Annotated in this window: 16 protein-coding genes; 9 read left to right on the top strand and 7 right to left on the bottom strand. The window is 66.5% G+C overall.

The window, feature by feature from the left end; translation table 11 throughout:
* Nucleotides 1–10: 10 nt before the first annotated feature.
* A complete protein-coding gene (locus ACODSU_RS02720; RefSeq protein WP_488839876.1) occupies nt 11–931 on the bottom strand; it encodes a UPF0280 family protein in 921 nt (306 codons plus the stop codon).
* 12 nt (nt 932–943) lie between these two features.
* Nucleotides 944–2,563, bottom strand: coding sequence for a 6-hydroxynicotinate reductase (locus tag ACODSU_RS02715; protein ID WP_488839874.1), 1,620 nt, complete (start codon nt 2,561–2,563; stop codon nt 944–946).
* Between the two features lie 175 nt (nt 2,564–2,738).
* Between ACODSU_RS02715 and fdxA the strand changes: the two genes are divergently transcribed.
* The 4 genes from fdxA (at nt 2,739) to ACODSU_RS02695 (ending at nt 5,951) form a co-directional block, all read left to right on the top strand.
* Nucleotides 2,739–3,068 carry a ferredoxin FdxA gene (gene fdxA / locus ACODSU_RS02710; RefSeq protein WP_488839872.1) on the top strand — a complete coding sequence of 110 codons (330 nt, stop codon included), beginning with the start codon at nt 2,739–2,741 and terminating at the stop codon, nt 3,066–3,068.
* 66 nt (nt 3,069–3,134) lie between these two features.
* Entirely contained in the window at nt 3,135–3,911 is a 777-nt protein-coding gene (locus ACODSU_RS02705) for a ferredoxin--NADP reductase (protein ID WP_488839871.1), read from the top strand.
* A 52-nt stretch (nt 3,912–3,963) separates the two neighbouring features.
* A complete protein-coding gene (locus tag ACODSU_RS02700; protein WP_488839869.1) occupies nt 3,964–4,686 on the top strand; it encodes a TetR/AcrR family transcriptional regulator in 723 nt (240 codons plus the stop codon).
* Between the two features lie 77 nt (nt 4,687–4,763).
* Nucleotides 4,764–5,951: an amidohydrolase family protein gene (locus tag ACODSU_RS02695; protein ID WP_121941659.1), complete on the top strand. Its 1,188-nt coding sequence runs from the start codon at nt 4,764–4,766 to the stop codon at nt 5,949–5,951.
* Nucleotides 5,952–6,045: 94 nt separating this feature from the next.
* On the opposite strand, the gene ACODSU_RS02690 is transcribed toward ACODSU_RS02695, so the two are convergent.
* Both ACODSU_RS02690 and ACODSU_RS02685 read right to left on the bottom strand, forming a co-directional pair.
* A complete protein-coding gene (locus ACODSU_RS02690) occupies nt 6,046–6,843 on the bottom strand; it encodes an outer membrane lipoprotein (RefSeq protein ID WP_488839866.1) in 798 nt (265 codons plus the stop codon).
* 318 nt (nt 6,844–7,161) lie between these two features.
* Nucleotides 7,162–8,166 carry a YihY/virulence factor BrkB family protein gene (locus ACODSU_RS02685; RefSeq protein ID WP_404976619.1) on the bottom strand — a complete coding sequence of 335 codons (1,005 nt, stop codon included), beginning with the start codon at nt 8,164–8,166 and terminating at the stop codon, nt 7,162–7,164.
* Nucleotides 8,167–8,466: 300 nt separating this feature from the next.
* Between ACODSU_RS02685 and ACODSU_RS02680 the strand changes: the two genes are divergently transcribed.
* The 4 genes from ACODSU_RS02680 (at nt 8,467) to ACODSU_RS02665 (ending at nt 13,163) form a co-directional block, all read left to right on the top strand.
* Nucleotides 8,467–9,240 (top strand): SDR family oxidoreductase, encoded by a 774-nt coding sequence (locus ACODSU_RS02680; protein WP_056057149.1) that lies wholly within the window; start codon nt 8,467–8,469, stop codon nt 9,238–9,240.
* A 70-nt stretch (nt 9,241–9,310) separates the two neighbouring features.
* Nucleotides 9,311–11,002, top strand: coding sequence for a long-chain fatty acid--CoA ligase (locus ACODSU_RS02675; protein WP_488839864.1), 1,692 nt, complete (start codon nt 9,311–9,313; stop codon nt 11,000–11,002).
* A 107-nt stretch (nt 11,003–11,109) separates the two neighbouring features.
* Nucleotides 11,110–12,279, top strand: a complete 1,170-nt coding sequence (locus tag ACODSU_RS02670) for a serine hydrolase domain-containing protein (protein WP_488839862.1) — start codon at nt 11,110–11,112, stop codon at nt 12,277–12,279.
* 320 nt (nt 12,280–12,599) lie between these two features.
* The gene (locus ACODSU_RS02665; protein WP_488839860.1) at nt 12,600–13,163 is read left to right on the top strand and encodes a shikimate kinase; all 564 of its coding nucleotides are present in this window, start codon (nt 12,600–12,602) and stop codon (nt 13,161–13,163) included.
* A gap of 110 nt (nt 13,164–13,273) precedes the next feature.
* Here the strand turns inward: ACODSU_RS02665 and ACODSU_RS02660 are convergent, their stop codons facing one another.
* A complete protein-coding gene (locus ACODSU_RS02660; protein ID WP_488839858.1) occupies nt 13,274–14,716 on the bottom strand; it encodes a chloride channel protein in 1,443 nt (480 codons plus the stop codon).
* A gap of 232 nt (nt 14,717–14,948) precedes the next feature.
* Entirely contained in the window at nt 14,949–15,878 is a 930-nt protein-coding gene (locus ACODSU_RS02655) for a LysR family transcriptional regulator (protein ID WP_488839856.1), read from the bottom strand.
* 158 nt (nt 15,879–16,036) lie between these two features.
* Here ACODSU_RS02655 and ACODSU_RS02650 point away from each other — a divergent pair, with 158 nt between their 5' ends.
* Nucleotides 16,037–16,438, top strand: coding sequence for a RidA family protein (locus tag ACODSU_RS02650; RefSeq protein ID WP_488839854.1), 402 nt, complete (start codon nt 16,037–16,039; stop codon nt 16,436–16,438).
* A gap of 72 nt (nt 16,439–16,510) precedes the next feature.
* On the opposite strand, the gene metH is transcribed toward ACODSU_RS02650, so the two are convergent.
* Nucleotides 16,511–19,261, bottom strand: a complete 2,751-nt coding sequence (metH, locus tag ACODSU_RS02645) for a methionine synthase (RefSeq protein WP_488839852.1) — start codon at nt 19,259–19,261, stop codon at nt 16,511–16,513.
* Between the last annotated feature and the right edge of the window lie 12 nt (nt 19,262–19,273).

The following is a 19,273-nucleotide window of genomic DNA, read 5'->3' as shown; positions in this document are numbered from 1 at the left end:
GTGCATTTCGTTAAGCAAATACTGAACCAACTTCCGATTCCACCGCCGGATCCCGGGGCCATACCGCATCCGCCAGCGCCTGGGGCGCCGAGGTCGCCACGAACTGCCCCTGGCACGCCAGCAGCGCAAACCACAGCAGGCCGCTGGACTGCAATTCTTGCGCTTTTTGCAGCCCCTGGTGCAAGGCCCGGCCCACCAGCTCTTTGGGTAAGACAGGGACATCCACGGTGACAGGGATGGCACCCAGGTCACTGGCGTCCCTCACCTGCCACGCGGGCCTGCGCACAATCCGCGCATCGGCCACATCCACCGCGTTGGCCACGATGGTTGCTGCCGCATCGGCCTGCGCCGCCGTGCGCGCCAGCACCGTCACGCTGTCGGCAATGCCGAGCGACTGGCTGCGCCCGCGCCAGCCACTGGTGGCCACACCGCGCACCGGCATGGCGCTGTCGATGCGGATCTGCCCATCCAGCACCAGGCCGTTGCGCAACTGTGCAGCATTCAGCGCAGCAATGTCAGCGTACACCCCCACCGTGACCGACTGGCCGGGCGCCAGGTGCAGCGCAATGTCGCCGCCGTTGTTGACCCAGGCGCGGTCTATGCCCGGCTGTTCGTAGCAGGTCAGAATCTCCTGCGCCACCGCGCCCGCCACCGCCGCCATCGATGTGATGAAACCTGCGCGATAAGGGCTGCAGGCGGCCCACATGCGGCGCGCCACCCCGCCCTGCAACGCGCAGTGCGCACCCACCGGCGCCCGCAAGCCGGGAAGTTCATTCACCAGCTCCTTCAGCAGCCCTTCAAAACGCTGCCACGCACGCTCGTGCGCCAGGGCCACGGCGTCGCACGCCCCTTCGGCCTGGAGGATGAGGTCCATTGGGCCATGCTGGAAATGCCAGCGGCCATCGGACAGGAGATTGCGGCAAGCGTTCACAGCACGGCTCACTTAGCCCAGCAGGGGAGGACGACCCAGCGGCCACGGGTTGGCCGCGGGCAAGGTTTGCCACACGCGCGCCTGCGGAGCACCGTCGTTGTGCCACGCGCCGCGCTCCAGCACTTCGCGCAGGCTGCGGATCTGCTCGGTGTGGCCGCCCAGCGCTTCGTAGTCCGCACGGCGCATGCTGAACTCGATGGGCGCCACGATGGCGGGCGTGGGCACGGTGCCAAAGCTGTTGTCCGGCATGCGCAGCACGTCGGCCATCACAGTGATACCGCCGCCCGGCCACACATAGGCGGGGGCACCGCCACAGGTCACATTGACCAGAGCGTTCTTGATGGAGCGGGTGAGCAGCACCGGGTTCTCGGTGACGCCTGCGCGCAGGCTGCCGCCTGCACCGCCGAGGAACAGCACGGAGGCGAGCGAGGGCTCGCAGTTTTCGCCGATGCGGTCCACGATGCGGCGCACTTCGGTGGGCATCTCGGCCTCCACCGGGTGGAGTTGCGCGTCCAGCACGTACCAGGACGCATGCTCCCCGGTGGTGGAGGTCATCAACAGGCGCAGCCCCGGCCAGGCGACTGATTCGTCCCAGCCCTCAATGATGGACAGCGGGTCGGCAATGTCGGTGCCGCCCCAGCCGGTGCCCGGGTTGGCCACCTGAAAGTAGCGGCCCGGCGTGGACTTGCGCCCGCGCATCTGGATGCCCGAGGGCTTCATGTCCAGGCAACGGCCCGCCTGGTGCTCGGTGAGCACGCCGGTGATGTGGTCGTCCACCACCACCACCTCGTCCGCATGGCCAAAGAACTGGCGCGCAAAGATGCCAATCGCCGCTGAGCCGCAGCCCACGCGCATGCGCTGCTCGGCCACACCGTTGACGATGGGCGCACGGCCCGCCTGGATGATGAGCTGCGAGCCACCGTCGATGGTGAACTCCACCGCCTGCTTGTTGCCCAGGGCCTGCATCATCTCGGCGGTGATGCGGCCTTCCTTCTTGGTGCCACCCGTGAGATGGTGCACGCCACCCAGCGACAGCATCTGCGAGCCGTATTCGGCCGTGGTCACATGACCCACCACCTCGCCCTTGCAACGCACGTTGGCCTGTTCGGATCCGAGGAAGCGGTCGGTGTCGATCTTCACCTTGAAGCTGCAGTAGCTGAAGATGCCCTCAGTCACCACAGTCACCATGTCCACGCCATCGGTTTGGGAGCCCACGATGAAGGGCGCAGGCTTGTAGTCCGGGTAGGTGGTGGACGAGCCCACGCCCGTCACGAACACTTCTTCCGACAGCAGCAGGTCGCCGTTCCATGCGGGTTCAGGAGCCACCTCCGTCCCTCCACCTTCTGCAGCCTCGGCGCGGCCCGCAAAGGGCACCAGCGTGGCCTCGCCCGCCTCCAGCGTCTTGCGCAGCAACACCACCGGGTCCAGCCGCACCAGCACGCCCGCCTGGTTGGCGTAGCGGTCGCAAGCGCCTGCGCGGCCTTCGGAAATCTGGCACAGCACCGGACACGCATTGCACTCGACCTTGGCGGCGTTCATGCGCTCATTGCGCGGCCGGGCGCGCTCCAGCACCTGCGGCAACTCTGGCGCATCCATACCCGGCAGCCCATCGGTCTTGGTGTGTTCAGTCATCGTGGCGACCCATTCATTGCATTGTTGCAAGTGCTTGTACGCGCATTGCATTTTGTGTAGCATTCACTTAACTTAAATGTTGTGAACACTACATTTCGTGTCAATGTAGCGGAATCAACAAGACTCTGCAATGGTGTTTTCGCACCCCCAAAAACGGTGCACGAGGAGCCCCAAAATGACGCACGTTGTGACGGACGCATGCATTCGGTGCAAGTACACCGACTGCGTCGATGTGTGCCCGGTCGATTGCTTCAAGGAGGGGCCGGAATATCTGGTCATTGACCCAGACGAGTGCATCGACTGCGCGGTGTGCATTCCGGAGTGCCCGGCCAACGCCATCTATGCCGAAGACGACCTGCCCGAAGTCATGGAAATCTTTCTGCAGTTCAACAAAAAGCTGGCGCCCACGCTCCCCGCAATCACCAAAAGAAAAGCGGCTTTGCCAGATGCGGAACAATGGAGGGTTGTGAGCCACAAGCTTTCAGGCCTGAACATTGCGCTGTAGAGCGCATGGGGCCCTGCTCTTCAGCCAAATTCCTTATTTGCTTCCAACTTTTCCATCTAACGCACCATGAGCGCCTTTCTTGACGAACGCGTCCTGACGGTCCACCACTGGACGGACCGCCTTTTCTCCTTCACCACCACGCGTGACACCGCGCTGCGCTTTTCCAACGGGCATTTCACGATGATTGGCCTGCGTGGCGAAAACGGCAAACCCCTGCTGCGCGCCTACAGCATCGTGAGCCCCAACTACGAAGAGCACCTGGAGTTCCTCTCCATCAAGGTGCCCGACGGCCCGCTGACCTCGCGCCTGCAGCACATCAAGGTGGGCGACACCATCGTGGTCGGCAAGAAGCCCACAGGCACCCTGCTGATCGACTACCTGCTGCCCGCCAAGCGCCTATACATGCTCTCCACCGGCACGGGCGTGGCCCCGTTCCTGAGCCTGATCCGCGACCCCGAGACGTACGAGAAGTTCGAAGAGGTCATCCTGGTGCATGGCGTGCGCGAGGTGAAGGAGCTGGCCTACCACGACTACATCACCGAAGAATTGCCCAAGCACGAGTTCCTGGGCGAGATGGTCAGCAAGCAGCTCAAGTACTACCCCACCGTGACGCGCGAGGCCTTCAAGCACCAGGGCCGGGTCACCACGATCATCGAGAACGGCCAGCTGGCGCGCGACCTAGGCCTGCCCGCACTCAACCCCACCGAAGATCGCGTGATGATCTGCGGCAGCCCCGAAATGCTGCGCGACCTCAAGCACATGATGGAAGAGCGTGGCTTCAAGGAAGGCAACACCACGAAGCCCGGCGACTTCGTGATCGAGCGCGCGTTCGCAGAGCAGTGATCCCCCGGCGGCCCCCTTACCGGGGGGCCCGCCTCATCCACCAGGACCCGCCATGTCTGCCACTCCCACCAAGACCCGGACCGCGTCCCCCCGCGCAGCCTCTGCCCGCAAGACGGGCGTGCGCGAGCAGGCCGCGCAGACCACGCGCGACAACATCCTGAAGGCGGCGACCAAGGTGTTCGCCCGCTACGGCTACGAAGGCGGCAGCGTGGAGAAGATCTCCAAGGCGGCCAAGTCCTTCGACCGGATGATCTATTACTACTTCGGCAGCAAGGAAGGCCTGTTCATCGAGGTGCTGGAGGAAACCTACCGGCGCATGAACGACGCGGAATCCAAACTGGACCTGGACACCGCCAAGCCGGTCGAGGCGCTGCAGGCGGTGATCCGCTTTGTGGTGGGCTACTACCGCAAGAACCCCGAGTTCATCACGCTGCTCAACACCGAGAACCTGCACAAGGGCAAGCACATCTCCAAGTCGATGCGCGCCCGCGAATACTCGTCACCCGCCATCGAGGTGATCCGCCGCGTGCTCGACAGCGGCCAGGCGCAAGGGCTGTTCCGCAAGGACGTGTCGGCGCGCGATGTGTACCTGCTGATCGCCGCCACGGGCTACTTCTACATGTCCAACCGGCACACGCTGTCGGCCTTTCTGGGCGAAGACCTGGAGACGCCCGACGCGCTGGCGCACTGGGAATCGTTTGTCATCGACAGCGTGCTGCGCACCGTGGCACCCGGCCCCCACCTGCCCAAGGGCAAGGCGGCAGCTACGGCCTGAATCGACAAGATCAACAAGAGATTTTTCCCTGCGGAGTGCCGCCTGGCGCCCCGCCCACCACCCCACGAGGAGAATCCATGGCAGAAGCAGCAGCAGGCGGCAAATCGGGCAAGGTCGTCATCCAGAACATCGGTCTTTTGTTGTCGGGCGACCTGGACCACCCCATCCTCGACGCCGACACCATCGTGGTGAATGACGGCCTCATCGTGGCCGTGGGCCGCTACAAGGACTGCGATACCGACCACGCCAACACCGTGATCGACGCACGCCAGACCTGTGTGGCGCCGGGCCTGATCGACAGCCACGTGCATCCGGTGTTTGGCGACTGGACGCCGCGCCAGAACCAGATCGGCTGGATCGACTCGACCATGAACGGCGGCGTGACCACCATGGTCTCGGCCGGTGAAGTGCACCTGCCCGGCCGGCCCAAGGACATCGTGGGCCTGAAGGCGCTGGCCATCACCGCGCAGCGCTCGTTCGACAACTTCCGCCCCGGCGGCGTGAAGGTGATTGCAGGCGCCCCGGTGATCGAGAAAGGCATGACCGAGCAGGACTTCAAGGACCTCGCCGACGCCGGCGTGACCCTGCTGGGTGAAGTGGGCCTGGGCTCCGTCAAGGCGGGCTACGAAGCCCAGCAGATGGTGGCCTGGGCGCGCAAGCACGGCATCCAGAGCACCATCCATACGGGCGGCCCGTCCATCCCGGGCTCGGGCCTGATCGACAAGGACGTGGTGCTGGAGGCTGATGCCGACGTGATCGGCCACATCAACGGCGGCCACACCTCGCTGCCCTGGAAGCATGTGTGCGAGCTGTGCGAGAAGTCGTCCCGCGCGATCGAGCTGGTGCACAACGGCAACGAGAAAATCGCCATCCAGGCCGCGCGGGCGGCCATCGAACTCAAGTGCCCGCACCGCGTGATTTTGGGCACCGACGGCCCGGCGGGATCGGGCGTGCAGCCCCTGGGCATGCTGCGCATGATTGCGCTGATATCGAGCTTTGCCGACATCCCCGCCGAGCTGGTGTTCTGCTTTGCCACGGGCAACACGGCGCGCATCCGCAACCTCAACTGCGGCCTGATCGAAGTGGGCCGCGCGGCCGACTTTGTGTTCATGGACCGGGCGCAGCACACCGCTGGCGCCACGCTGCTGGAGAGCGTGCAGCTGGGCGACATCCCGGGCATCGGCATGGTGATGATCGACGGCCTGGTGCGCTGCGGCCGCAGCCGCAACACGCCGCCTGCGACCGAAATCCCGGTGGTGCTGTAACCCGCTAACCAGCCACCAACAGCGACAGCGACAGCGACAAAAACAAAAGCCCGCAAATGCGGGCTTTTGTTTTAAGGGGAAGCGACTGACGGGCTCAGTAGGTGTCCGACACCCGCACCGCCCCTGGCTGGGGCTGTGACTGCGCATAGGGGTCTGCCGCCCGGGCCGAGCCGCCCTGGTCCACGCGGAAGCCCTTACCCTGCAGCACCACGGGCGTGCCTACTGCCGTGGGTTCTGCGCGCTGGAAGTGGCGCAGCGAGCCGTCTTCCATGCGCACCGCCACCTGGTACACCGTGTGGGTGCGGGTGCGCTCTTCGACCTTGTGGCCCACGTAACCACCGCCCACGGCGCCCAGCACGGTGGCGGCGGTACGGCCGCTGCCCTTGCCGATCTGGTTGCCCACCACGGCACCCAGCACGCCACCGGCCACAGCGCCTACGCCCGTGGCGGGCGCGGCTTGCTGAATCGCCTGCACCGATTCAACGCGGCCACAGCTGCGGCACACCGGCGCTGCAGCACGCACGGGCTGGGCCACACCCCCGGGGGCAATGCCACCGGCCATGTCGCCGGACCGGCCTGCGCTGCCGCCGGTCTGCGGACGGTAGTTTGCTCCGCTATTCATAGCACTCTGGGTAGTATTGACCGGCGCTTGGGCGCGTTTTTCTTCAATGATCTCGGACTCGGGCGTGCGGGGGGCCGCGGCCAGGGTGGCGGGGGCTGCCGCATCGGCTGCTGCCGGTGCCCGGTTTTGCATCACCAGGGTGGCGCCCAGGGCCAGCACGCTCACGCCCAGTACGCCAATGGCTGCCCACATCCATTTCATTGCCGAGCCGACGGGGGCAGCAGCAGGGATCGACGCAGGCGGGGTGGGAGAAGAAACCGTCAGGTTCATGGTCATTTCCTTGTTCGTATCGGAGAAGTCCGCAGGGGGCGGGTATGCACAGAAAACGCTGTGCGCCCGCTACGGGATGGAGCCGTGATGTTTCAACGGACCAGATGAGCGAAAGGTACACAGCGCCAGACGCTGCGGTGTGGCCGGTTTGTAAGCGGCAGTAAGCAGCGGTAAACCTCTTTTGGCCGCATTTGTGCCTAAGGGCCTGGCGCAGAGCCCCTGCTGCCCCAGCCTGAGAGCGCACCGGGCGCCATCGCGACAGCGGCCTCGGCGAGGCCTGTGCCCACCCATGCGTGTACTGGGCGCTGTTGCCAACATTTACAGCTCCTGCACCCGCGCCCGGGCGGACGCCGCCCACCGCGCCAGGGCCGCTGGGCGGCGCGGGCCGGAATGCAAGGCATCCTCCAGCGCCTGCGCACAACTCGCAGAAAACAGCAGGATGGCCGACGAAAAGTAGATCCACATCAGCAGCACCACCAGCGAGCCCGCCGCCCCGTAGGCCGACACCACAGCGGCGGTGGACAGGTACCAGGCCAGCAGCTGCTTGCCCACCGTGAACAGCGAGGCCCCCACCACCGCGCCCATCACCAGGTAGCGCAGCGACGGCTTGGGACCAGCGCCGATGCGCATGAGCCCCACAAACAGCGCCACGGCCAGCCCGAAGGCAATGGCTTCGTTGACAAGCTGCAGCAGCGGCGCCAGGGGCGCCAAAACAGGCAGGTGGCCTGCGGCCAGATGCTGCCCGGCCCAGCCCGCCAGCAGGTGGATCAGGGTGGACAGTGCCAGCGACACCAGCAGCAAGAACCCCAGTGCCAGCACATAGGCCAGCCCCCGCAGCCGCAGCGACGCCATGCGCCACCACGCGGCGCGCTGGGGCGGCGTGTCATCGTCGCGGCGCCACAGCCGCTCCAGCGCGGACTGCAGCTCCACAAACACCCCGGTGGCGCCCGAGACCAGCACCACAAATCCGATGACCGATGCCAGCCGCCCCTCTGACGGCGCCTGCGCGCTGGCCAGGGCCTGGCGCACCACGTCGGCCACCTGCTGGCCCATCACCGATTGCACCTGCGCGACCAGGCTGCTCTCCAGGTAGCCGCGGTCCACCCACCAGCCCAGCACGCCCACCAGCAACAGCAGCAGGGGCGCCAGGCTCAGCATGCCGTAGAACGACATGGCCGCACTCATGCGCAGCCCGTCGGCGTCCAGCCACATCTGCGCCGCACGCCAGAACGGCTGCACCAGGCGCCACAGCGGCTGCAGGGGCTGGGCCATGCGGGCAAGCCAGGGGGTGGTTGTCGCCAGGGGCGGGGAAGACTCGTTCATCCCCGCGAGCCTAGGGCCGGGGCGCGCATCCGTCCATCCGCCATGGCCGCAAGCGGGGGTAGGCGCCATCCCACACGCGGCAGGCAAGGCGGCAGCGCGCAGAGTTTCAAAGGTGACAGCGGCGGTTTTACACCGGGCGGACGCGGGACTAGCATGAAGCGCTGACCGACCAGCTTGCACGGCGGCCACCGCCGCCTTCCCTGCACCCCTTCGCCCCACCCGGCGCGCCACGAGCCACCGGGACCGGGGATCGGGCATTCATTCACCTTCACCCTCTCTCTGCACGAAAGCGTTTTCTCCATGAGCGTCAAGCAACTCTTCGATCTCACCGGCCAGGTCGCCCTGGTCACCGGCGGCTCGCGCGGCCTGGGCCTGCAGATGGCCGAAGCCCTGGGCGAAATGGGCGCCAAACTCGCCATCACCGCGCGCAAGGCCGATGAGCTGGCCGAGGCCAAGAAGCACCTGGAAGGCATGGGCTACGAGGTGCTGACCGTGGTGAACGACCTGCAAAAGACCGAGGACATCCCCGGCCTGGTGGACCAGGTGGTCGAGCGCTTTGGCACCATCGACATCCTCGTCAACAACGCGGGCGCCACCTGGGGCGCCAAGGCCGAGGACTACCCCGACGCCGCCTGGCACAAGGTGATGGACCTGAATGTGAGCGCACCGTTCTTCCTGTCGCGCGAGGTCGGCAAGCGCTGCATGATCCCGCGCGGCAAGGGCTCGATCATCGTCACGGCCTCGGTGGCCGCACTGAAGGGCACGCCCCCGGGCATGAACACCATTGCCTACAACACCTCCAAGGCCGCGGCATTGCACTTTGCACGCACGCTGGCCTCCGAATGGGGGCACTACGGCGTTCGCGTCAACGCGATCTGCCCCGGCTTCTTCCCGAGCAAGATGGCCAGCGGCCTCATCGAAAAGCTGGGCCCTGCGATGATCGAGCGCACGCCCCTGCGCCGCATTGGCGGCGAAGAGGACCTCAAGGGCGCGGTGGTGTTTCTGGCGTCCAACGCCTCGCGACACATCACCGGTGAGTCCATCGTGGTGGATGGTGGCGCTAGTTTGATTTGAAGCCCCCTGAGGCGCGACCTGCTTCGTCAGGTCTGCGCCCCGCACAAACGAACCCAGCGTTCCGTATCCCATGTCCGACCGCCACCTCGCCCACTGGCCGCCCGGCCTGTCGCGCCACCTCACGCTGCCGCAGACGCATCTGTTCCACAACGCCGAGGTGTCGGCCGCGCGCTACCCGGACAAGCCGTTTCTGGTGTTCTACGACACGCTGGTGACCTTCCGCCAGTTCCAGCAGCAGGCCGAGCACATCGCGGGCTTTTTGCAGCAGGTGTGTGGCGTGAAGGCGGGCGATCGCGTGCTGCTGTACATGCAGAACAGCCCGCAGTGGATTCTGGCGTTCTACGGCATCCTGCGCGCCAACGCGGTGGTGGTGCCGGTGAACCCCATGAACCGCACCGACGAGCTGCGCCACTACGTGCACGATAGCGGCGCCACCGTGGCCTTTGTGCCGCAGGACCTGCATGCGCAGGCCCAGCCTTTGGTGGATGCTACTGGCGGCGAAGGCAAGCTGAAGCACCTGATCGTGGCCGCCTACAGCGACTACCTGCAGGTGCCCACCGACCTGCCCGTGCCTGCTTTCGTGAGCGCACCGCGCCAGACGATTGATGCCCCCGGCGTCACGCTGTGGAGCGACATGATGGCGCAGCAGCGCACCCCGGGCCCCATCACCACCGGGCCCGACGACCTGTGCGTGATGCCCTACACCTCGGGCACCACGGGCCACCCCAAGGGCTGCATGCACACGCACTGCAGCGCCATGAGCACGCTGGTGGGCGGCGTGCAGTGGTTTGCGCGCACGCAGGATTCGACCTACCTCGCGGTGCTGCCGCTGTTCCACGTCACCGGCCTGTCGGGCAGCATGAACGGGCCGCTGTTTGTGGGCGCCACCGTGGTTGTGCTGCCGCGCTGGGACCGTGACGCCGCCGCCCAGCTCATCCAGCGTTACCGGGTCACCATCTGGCAGGCCATCTCGACCATGGTGGTGGACTTTCTGGCCAACCCGCGCATCGCCGACTACGACATCAGCAGCATCCAGGCCATACGCGGCGGCGGCGCGGCCATGCCCAAGGCCGTGGCGCAGCAGCTGAAGGACCTGACCGGTCTCGACTACGTGGAGGGCTACGGCATGTCCGAGACCATGGCCGCCACCCACATCAACCCGCCCCACCGCCCCAAGCCGCAGTGCCTGGGCATCCCGGTGTTCGACGTGGATGCGCGCGTGGTGGACCCGGCCACGTTCGCCGAACTGCCCCCGGGCGAGATTGGCGAGATCGTGGTGCATGGCCCCCAGGTCATGCAGGGCTACTGGAACAACCCGCAGGCCACTGCCGACAGCTTTGTGACGCTGGACGGCAAGCGCTTTCTGCGCACGGGCGACCTGGCGCAGGCGGACGAGGACGGCTACTTCTTCATGGTGGACCGGCTCAAGCGCATGATCAATGCGTCGGGCTTCAAGGTCTGGCCCGCCGAGGTCGAGACCATGATGTACGCCCACCCTGCTATCCAGGAGGTGTGCGTGATCGCCGCACACGACGAGCGCCGGGGCGAGACGGTGAAGGCCCTGGTCGTGCTGCGCGACGCCTTCAAGGGCCAGGTGAGCGAGCAGTCCATCATCGACTGGAGCCACGACCACATGGCCGCCTACAAAAGCCCGCGCATCGTGCAGCTGGTGGACAGCCTGCCCAAGTCCGGCACGGGCAAGGTGCAATGGCGCGAGCTGCAAGAGCAGGAGCGCAGCCGCGCGGCCGGTGCGCCCCCCTGAAGCCACCATGGAAGGCCTGCGTCATACGCTCTGTTTTTGATAGCTACTAGCGCAATGTGCACTGGCGCAACCAGCCAAAATCACCTCAAAACCCACTTCCCACTGCCATGAACCCCACTGCCCTCGCCCGCCTGCGCTCCGTGCTGCAAACCCATGTGGACCAGGGCCTGCTGCCCGGTGCCGTGGCCCTCATCCACCACCAGGGCCACACGGTGCTGCACACGGCGGTGGGCCACCAGCGCCCGCCCAGCGCCGAATCGGCGGTGCCCGCCATGGCGCCGGACACGTTGTTCCGCATTTATTCCATGACCAAGCCCATCGCCTCGCTGGTGGCGATGATGCTCATGGAAGAAGGCCGCCTGCTGCTGTCGCACCCCGTGGCGCACTACCTGCCCGCGTTTGCCGGCCAGCGCGTGTACGACGAAGCCACCGGCACCACCGCCCCCGTGCAGCGCGAGGCCACGGTGCACGACCTGCTGCGCCACACCGCCGGCCTCAGCTACGCGTGGGAGGCGGGCACCGTGCCCGACGCCTACCGCGCCGCCCGCGTCGGCTCGCGCCGCCACAGCAATGCGGACCTGGTCGCGGCACTGGGCCCGTTGCCCCTGGTCCACCAGCCCGGCACCCGCTGGGAATACAGCCGCGCCACCGACGTGCTGGGCGCCGTGCTGGAGGTGATCGAGGGCGAGAGCCTGGGCGCCATCCTGCAGCGCCGCGTGTTCGGCCCGCTGGGCATGCACGACACGGGCTTCTCGGTGCCCGCCGCGCAGCAGCACCGCCTGGCCGAAGCCTTTGAACGCGACCCGCAGACCGGCATCGGCATGCCTCTGATCGACGTGACCGCGCCGCCCGTGTTCGAGTCGGCCGGTGGCGGGCTGGTGTCTACCGCCAGCGACTACGCGCGCTTTCTGCAGCTCATGCTGGGCCGGGGCACCGCCCCCGGGCCCGACGGCCCCAACGGTATGGACGCCCCCGTGCGCCTGCTGGGCCGCGCCACGGTGGACTTCATGACCGCCGACCACCTGGGCAACCTGCCCGTGGCGGGCGACATTCTGCCCACCGGCTACGGTTTTGGCCTGGGCGTGGCCGTGCGCACCGCCACCGGCCAGGCCACTCGCCCCGGATCGGCCGGGCACTACAGCTGGAGCGGCCTGGGCGGCACCTTCTTTTTTGTGGACCCTGCGGAAGACCTGTTCGCCATCCTGCTCACGCAGGCGCCCGGCCAGCTCAGGTATCTGTGCGAGCTGTATCCGGCGCTGGTGTATGCCGCAATGTGATTCGGACACCCCCCTGAGCGCGCGCCACGGGGCAGCCGCCAGAGGCGGCAGCTCTTCAGGCCGTCCAAGCCTGCGCAGGCAGGCTTGGAGCCGCGGCCCTCAGCCCCCCGCTCTCGCGCTGCGCGCGGGCAGGGGGACGTCGCCCTCGCTGCGGGGTGGCCCTTGCTCGGCATCCACTGGTCTGGGTCGCGCCAGTTGCTAAGGCCGTGCCTGAGATGCGGTGCGCGGGGGCAGGCTTACACTCAACGCCCAGTCAAGGCACGCGACACAGCCCCACCCGCAGTGCGCAAGCCCGTCCCCCAGACCTCTTTCTTGAACCTATGCAGATTCGCTGCGCACTGGTCGGCATGCCCGGCTCGGGCAAATCCACCGTCGGCCGGCAACTGGCCCACCGGGCGGGTGTGCCCTTCATCGACCTGGACCACCGGCTGGAACAGACCCTGGGCACCACCATTCGCAGCTTCTTCGAGGCCGAGGGTGAGGCGCGCTTTCGCGACATCGAATCCCAGGTGCTGGCCGACGTGGCCCAGCAGCCCGGCGGCATGGTCCTCTCCACCGGCGGCGGCGCCGTGCTGCGCCCCGAGAACCGCGAGGTGCTGCGCCAGTTCGGCAATGTGCTGTACCTGCGCGCATCGCCCGAAGAAATCTTCAAGCGCGTCAAACACGACAAGACCCGCCCCCTGCTGCAAGGCGGCAACCCCATGGACAAGCTGCGCGACCTCTACGCCCAGCGCGACCACCTGTACCGCGAGACCGCCCACTACGTGATCGAGACCGGACGACCGTCGGTGCACACGCTGGTCAACATGGTGATGATGCAGTTGGAGATGGCCCACAGCGCCCGCGGCCCAGGGGACGCTGACGACGCGCCAACCGGTCAATGATCGCTCCACAGCGGCTTGGGAGCCGCTGAGTAACGATGCCATTCGCTGGCATGGCCGCTTTCCACGCAGGTCGCGTCCGCCGAGGGGGCAGCAGCAACCCAAGGCCCGCACTAGGACGCAGACGGGGGCTTGATCGGTTCTACTGAGACCTCGGGCTCTCCATGCGGTGCCGACGAGTTAGCCGTCGCATCGGCAGGGGCTGGCTCGGGCACCGGCTCGGCAGTCGGCGGTGCCGCTACGGGCTGCAAGGTACTCAGCATGTAGAGGGCCAAGGTTTCGTACAAGGGCCGCGCCACCATGCGCGACACCAGGCTGGCCAGCATGGCCGACGCCATCAGGCTCAACACCATGGAGTGACCATCCACCATCTCCATCACGATGATGAATGCGGTAATGGGCGCCTGCGTCACTGCGGCCAGAAACGCCGCCATGCCCATGGCAATCAACGCAGGGGCAATGTCGTGGCCCATGAGCGCGGCCACGTTGTGCCCCACCCCCGCACCAATCGACAGCGACGGCGCAAAAATGCCACCCGGAATCCCCACCCACGCCGACAGCCAGGTGGCCGCGAACTTGAGCGTGACATAGAACGCCGGCATATCCGCCTGCCCTTCCAGCATGTGCTTGACCGCCTCGGAGCCTGCACCAAAGGTGGCCCCTCCGGTCACCAGCCCGATGATGGCCACAACCAGCGCCCCCAGCGCGGCAAAGCGCACCGGGAACCGCGCCCGCCACCGATTCAGGCGCTCTGGGGCGGCCGTCAACGACGCGGCCATGAGCTTGGCAAACAGCCCGCCCAAACCACCACACACCAGCGTGACGCACAGTCCGGGCAGCAGCGCATCCCACGTGAGCCTGGGCACCTGAATGCGGCCAAAGTAGCTCAGGTTGCCGAAGGCCGACACCCCCATCAGGCCCGCCAGCACGATGCCCGCGATCAACAGGCCGCTGGAGCGCGACTCCAGCTTGCGCGACAACTCCTCAAACGCAAACACCACCCCCGCCAGAGGCGCATTGAACGCGGCAGCAATGCCCGCCGCACCGCCTGCCACCAGCAACCCATGGCCGGTAATGCCCGAATGCGGGCCAAACCAGCGCCGCGCGTGGTGCATGACCCCCGCTGCCACCTGCACCGAGGGCCCCTCGCGCCCGATCGACAGGCCAGCCGCAAAGCCCGCGCTGGCCAGCACCATCTTGGAGAAAGACAGCCACAGCGACACAAAACGGCTGCGCTGGCTTGCATCCAACCCGGGCTCCAGCGCCACCATGACCTGCGGAATGCCCGACCCTGCCGCCCCGGGGGCCCACCGGCGTGTGGCCCACACGGCGAGGGCGGTCACAGCGGGCGTCCACAGCAGCACCGCCCAGCCCCCCTGCCAATAGAAAATGCGCTCAAACAGCCCGAACGCGTGCTCGGCCATCAACGTGAACATCACCACACACAGGCCCGCTGCGGCGGCGTAGGCCAGTACCACGCTGCGCTCCAGCCACCGTCGCCCGTTCTTGAACTCCTGGTTCAGGTTGTCAAGGAAGTCGGGCTGTTGGTGGTGCATCGGTGCGGGTGGACGGCATCAAAGCGAAGCATTGTGCATGCCAGCTTGCGCAGACGGGGTGCGGGTCTTTCACTCCGCAGCATGGCGGTCGGACTCTGCGCCGGCCACCGATCCACATGAATGGCCAGCGGGGCGCCGTGAAGTCCCTTTCAGCCAATCCGCTCCAACGCACCAACGAGCACGACCCCTTTTCCGGTCTTTTCCCCCGACCCCTTTTCTGTCAAGGCGCTTCCTACGGCACCGTCGGGCTCCGCTGAAGTGGCGCATGCACTGCCATCAACCCCGCCACCCAGTCGATGAATACCCGCACCTTGGCGCTCACATGCCGTTGGGGTGGGTACGCCACGTACAGCGGCATGGGCTCCAGCGTCCAGTCCTGCAGCAGGGGCACCAGCTCGCCCGTGGCCACGTGGGGGCGGGCCATGTAGTCGGGCAGCCAGAGCACGCCCAGGCCCGCCAGGCCTGCGGCCAGGTAGGCGTTGCCGTCGTCCACGGCGCAAACATCGTGGCCCTGGGCGCGCACGTGTTCGGTGCCACGGCGCATCTCGAACGGAAGGGGCTGGCCGGTGCGTGCCCACAAAAAGCCCACGGTGCGGTGGTGCGGGCCTTCCAGCGCCTGCGGGTGCTCGGGCACGCCCGCGCGCTGCAGGTAGCTGGGGGCGGCGTATACGCGCAATTGCAGGTCGCCCACATGGCGTGCGACCAGCGCGGGGTTGGTGATTGCGCCGCCGCGCACCACGCAGTCCACGTTGTCGCCCACCATGTCCACGGGGCGGTCGCTCACGCCCATGTGCAGGAGGATGTCGGGGTATTGCGCGTGGAACGCGGGCAGCGCGGGGATGAGCACCAGGCGCGCCAGAGGGCTGGGCACGTCCACCCGCAGACGGCCCCGGGGCGCGGCGGCAGCGGTGGACACGCTGCCATCGGCGTCGTCCAGGTCGGCCAGCAGGCGCACTACACGCTCGTAGTAGGCGGCGCCGTCGGGCGTGACCTGCACGCGCCGGGTGGTGCGGTGCAGGAGCTTCACGCGCAGGCGGGCTTCGAGCTGCTGCACCAGCTGCGTGACGGTGGTGCGGCTCAGGTGCTGGGTGAGGGCGGCCTTGGTGAAGCTGCCGGATTCCACAACGCGGGCGAAGGCCTGCAGGGCGTCAAAACGGTCCATGGCGTGTAGTTGGTTGAGGCGCGCCGAACGGGCGACATGCCCGCCATTGTTCGGCGATCAGGAACAGTGGTGCGCAGATTAGCCTGTTTATCAGAACAACGCACGCGTCTACAGTGCCTGCATCGCAACCCTCTGCCCTGCAGAACGAAAGGATTTCCATGCCCCAACGTGATGTTGTCTTTGCCGCAGGCCGCCAGGCACTGTACGAGCGCAACCGCTATTCGCCCGCCGTGCGGGCCAACGGTTTCCTGTTTGTGTCCGGCCAGGTGGGCAGCCGCGAGGACGGCTCGCCCGAGCCCGACCTGGCCGCGCAGGTGCGCCAGGCATTCAGCAACCTCAACGCGGTGCTGCACGCAGCAGGCTGCACGTTTGATGACGTGGTGGATGTGACGATGTTTGTGGTCAACCCCGAGGCGAACTTCGCAACCGTCTGGGGCGTCGTGCCCGAGTTCTGGGGCGAGGCGCCCTACCCCACGCTGACGGGCATCGGCGTGACCTGGCTGTACGGCTTTCAGTTCGAGATCAAGGTGATTGCGAAGCTGCCGGAGAGCGCGGTTTGATGGCCGATTTTTGAATCGAATAGGCCGCTAGCGCTTATTGATCAAGCGCTAGCAGCTATATTATTCATAGCATCACAGGTTCGGCGCCAGCAGCCGCTCCAGCACCTTCTCATCCATGCCACGGCGCTCGGCCATGTCGTGCAGCTGGTCTTCGCCGATCTTGCCGACGTTGAAGTACACCGCGTCGGGGTGGCCGATGTAGAAGCCGCTCACGCTGGCAGCGGGCGTCATGGCCAGGCTTTCGGTGAGGCCCATGCCGATCTCTTCGGCGTTCAGCACACGGAACAGGTCGGTCTTGGCACTGTGGTCCGGGCAGGCCGGGTAGCCGGGCGCGGGGCGGATGCCGCGGTACTTCTCGGCAATCATGTCGTCGTTGCTCAACTGCTCGCCCGCTGCGTAGCCCCACAGGTCGGTGCGCACGCGGTGGTGCAGGCATTCGGCAAAGGCTTCGGCCAGGCGGTCGGCCAGGCTCTTGAACATGATGGCGGAGTAGTCGTCCAGCGCGTCGATGAAAGCCTTTTCCTTCTTCTCCACACCCAGCCCGGCGGTGACGGCGAACAGGCCTGCGTAGTCGGCAATGCCGCTCTCCTTGGGCGCCACAAAGTCGGCCAGGCAGCGGCTGGGGCGGGTCACGCCGTCGATGGTGTGCTTTTCGGCCTGCTGGCGCAGGCCATACCAGGTCATGGCCACATCGGTGCGGGTTTCGTCGGTGTAGAACTCGATGTCGTCGCCCACGCTGTTGGCGGGCAGCAGCGCCATCACGCCGCTGGCCGTGAGCCACCGGCCTTCGATGATCTTTTTCAGCATGGCCTGGCCGTCGGCAAACACGCGCGTGGCTTCCACGCCCACCACCTCGTCGGTGAGGATCGCGGGGTACGGGCCGGCCAGGTCCCAGGTCTGGAAAAACGGGCCCCAGTCGATGTACTTGGCCAGTTCCGCCAGGTCGAAGTTCTTGAACACGCGGCGACCCAGCGCGCGGGGCACGGCAGGCTGGTAGGCCGACCAGTCGATCGGCGTCCTGTTGGCGCGGATCTTGGCCAGGGGCCACAGGGGCGTGGCCTTCTTGTTGGCATGCTGGGTGCGCACTTTTTCGTAGTCGGCGTTCAGCTCATCCACATAGCTCTGCACGCCGTCGCCCAGCAGGCTTTGCGCCACGCTCACGCTGCGCGAAGCGTCGGGCACATAGACCACAGGGCCTTCGTAGTGAGGCGCGATCTTGACGGCGGTGTGCACGCGGCTGGTGGTGGCGCCACCAATCAGCAGCGGGATCTTCTTGACGCGGAAGTGCTCGTCCTTCTGCATCTCGCCGGCCACGTACTGCATCTCTTCGAGGCTGGGGGTGATGAGGCCCGACAGGCCCACGATGTCCGCCCCCTCGACCTTGGCCTTGGCCAGGATCTCGTGGCAGGGGACCATCACGCCCATGTTCACCACCTCGAAGTTGTTGCATTGCAAGACGACGGTGACGATGTTCTTGCCGATATCGTGCACGTCGCCCTTGACGGTGGCAATGACGATCTTGCCCTTGCTGCGCACGTCGCGGCCGGCCAGTTCGTCCTGGCGCTTTTCTTCCTCGATGTAAGGAATGAGGTGGGCCACGGCCTGCTTCATCACGCGCGCGCTTTTCACCACCTGGGGCAGGAACATCTTGCCCGCGCCGAACAGGTCGCCCACCACGTTCATGCCGTCCATGAGCGGGCCTTCGATCACGTGCAGCGGGCGGCCGCCCTTGGCCAGGATGGCGCGGTAGGCCTCTTCGGTGTCTTCCACGATGAAGTCGGTGATGCCGTGCACCAGCGCGTGAGAGAGGCGCTCGCCAACGGTCTTGGGGTGCTGGGGCGTTCCGCGCCATTCGAGCTTTTTGCTCTCGTCCTTGGCACCGCTTTTGGCGGTCTCGGCAATCTCCACCAGGCGCTCACCCGCATCGGGGCGGCGGTTCAGCACCACGTCTTCCACGCGCTCGCGCAGCGTGGGCTCCAGGTCGTCGTACACACCCACCATGCCGGCGTTGACGATGCCCATGTCCATGCCGGCCTTGATGGCGTGGTACAGGAATACGGTGTGGATGGCCTCGCGCACAGGGTCGTTGCCGCGGAAGCTGAACGACACGTTGGACACACCGCCCGAGACCTTGGCGCCCGGCAGGTTCTGCTTGATCCAGCGCGTGGCTTCGATGAAATCGACCGCGTAGTTGTTGTGCTCTTCAATGCCCGTGGCCACGGCAAAGATGTTGGGGTCGAAGATGATGTCTTCGGGCGGGAAGCCCACCTCATCGACCAGCACGCGGTAGGCGCGCTCGCAAATCTCGATCTTGCGGGCGTAGGTGTCGGCCTGGCCCTTTTCATCAAATGCCATGACCACGGCCGCCGCGCCATAGCGTTTGACCAAGCGCGCCTGGCGCTTGAACTCGTCCACACCCTCCTTCATGCTGATGGAGTTGACGATGCCCTTGCCCTGGATGCAGCGCAGGCCCGCTTCGATCACGTCCCACTTGGAGCTGTCCACCATGATGGGGACGCGAGCGATGTCGGGCTCGGACGCGATGAGTTGCAGAAAACGCACCATGGCGGCCTTGCTGTCGAGCATGGCCTCGTCCATGTTGATGTCGATGACCTGCGCGCCGTTTTCCACCTGCTGGCGCGCCACGGCCAGGGCCTCTTCGTACTGGCCGTTCAAAATCATGCGCGCAAACGCCTTGGAACCGGTGACGTTGGTGCGCTCGCCAATGTTGACGAACAGCGTGCCCTCGCCAATGGAGACGGGCTCCAGGCCGGACAGCTTCATGGGGGGCAGGGACGGGGCAGACGCGGACATAGGACTCACCTGTGCAGGGGC

It is taken from the genome of Acidovorax sp. FG48 (assembly GCF_057809085.1).
Note: the sequence above shows the minus strand (reverse complement) of the source record. Positions and strands in the feature narration are given on the sequence as shown.

Bases quoted from the DNA above. Each gene is read 5' to 3' on its own strand.
- ACODSU_RS02715 (WP_488839874.1), bottom strand. From the start codon at position 2,563: ATGACTGAACACACCAAGACCGATGGGCTGCCGGGTATGGATGCGCCA.
- fdxA (WP_488839872.1), top strand. From the start codon at position 2,739: ATGACGCACGTTGTGACGGACGCATGCATTCGGTGCAAGTACACCGAC.
- ACODSU_RS02705 (WP_488839871.1), top strand. From the start codon at position 3,135: ATGAGCGCCTTTCTTGACGAACGCGTCCTGACGGTCCACCACTGGACG.
- ACODSU_RS02700 (WP_488839869.1), top strand. From the start codon at position 3,964: ATGTCTGCCACTCCCACCAAGACCCGGACCGCGTCCCCCCGCGCAGCC.
- ACODSU_RS02695 (WP_121941659.1), top strand. From the start codon at position 4,764: ATGGCAGAAGCAGCAGCAGGCGGCAAATCGGGCAAGGTCGTCATCCAG.
- ACODSU_RS02690 (WP_488839866.1), bottom strand. From the start codon at position 6,843: ATGAACCTGACGGTTTCTTCTCCCACCCCGCCTGCGTCGATCCCTGCT.
- ACODSU_RS02685 (WP_404976619.1), bottom strand. From the start codon at position 8,166: ATGAACGAGTCTTCCCCGCCCCTGGCGACAACCACCCCCTGGCTTGCC.
- ACODSU_RS02680 (WP_056057149.1), top strand. From the start codon at position 8,467: ATGAGCGTCAAGCAACTCTTCGATCTCACCGGCCAGGTCGCCCTGGTC.
- ACODSU_RS02675 (WP_488839864.1), top strand. From the start codon at position 9,311: ATGTCCGACCGCCACCTCGCCCACTGGCCGCCCGGCCTGTCGCGCCAC.
- ACODSU_RS02670 (WP_488839862.1), top strand. From the start codon at position 11,110: ATGAACCCCACTGCCCTCGCCCGCCTGCGCTCCGTGCTGCAAACCCAT.
- ACODSU_RS02665 (WP_488839860.1), top strand. From the start codon at position 12,600: ATGCAGATTCGCTGCGCACTGGTCGGCATGCCCGGCTCGGGCAAATCC.
- ACODSU_RS02660 (WP_488839858.1), bottom strand. From the start codon at position 14,716: ATGCACCACCAACAGCCCGACTTCCTTGACAACCTGAACCAGGAGTTC.
- ACODSU_RS02655 (WP_488839856.1), bottom strand. From the start codon at position 15,878: ATGGACCGTTTTGACGCCCTGCAGGCCTTCGCCCGCGTTGTGGAATCC.
- ACODSU_RS02650 (WP_488839854.1), top strand. From the start codon at position 16,037: ATGCCCCAACGTGATGTTGTCTTTGCCGCAGGCCGCCAGGCACTGTAC.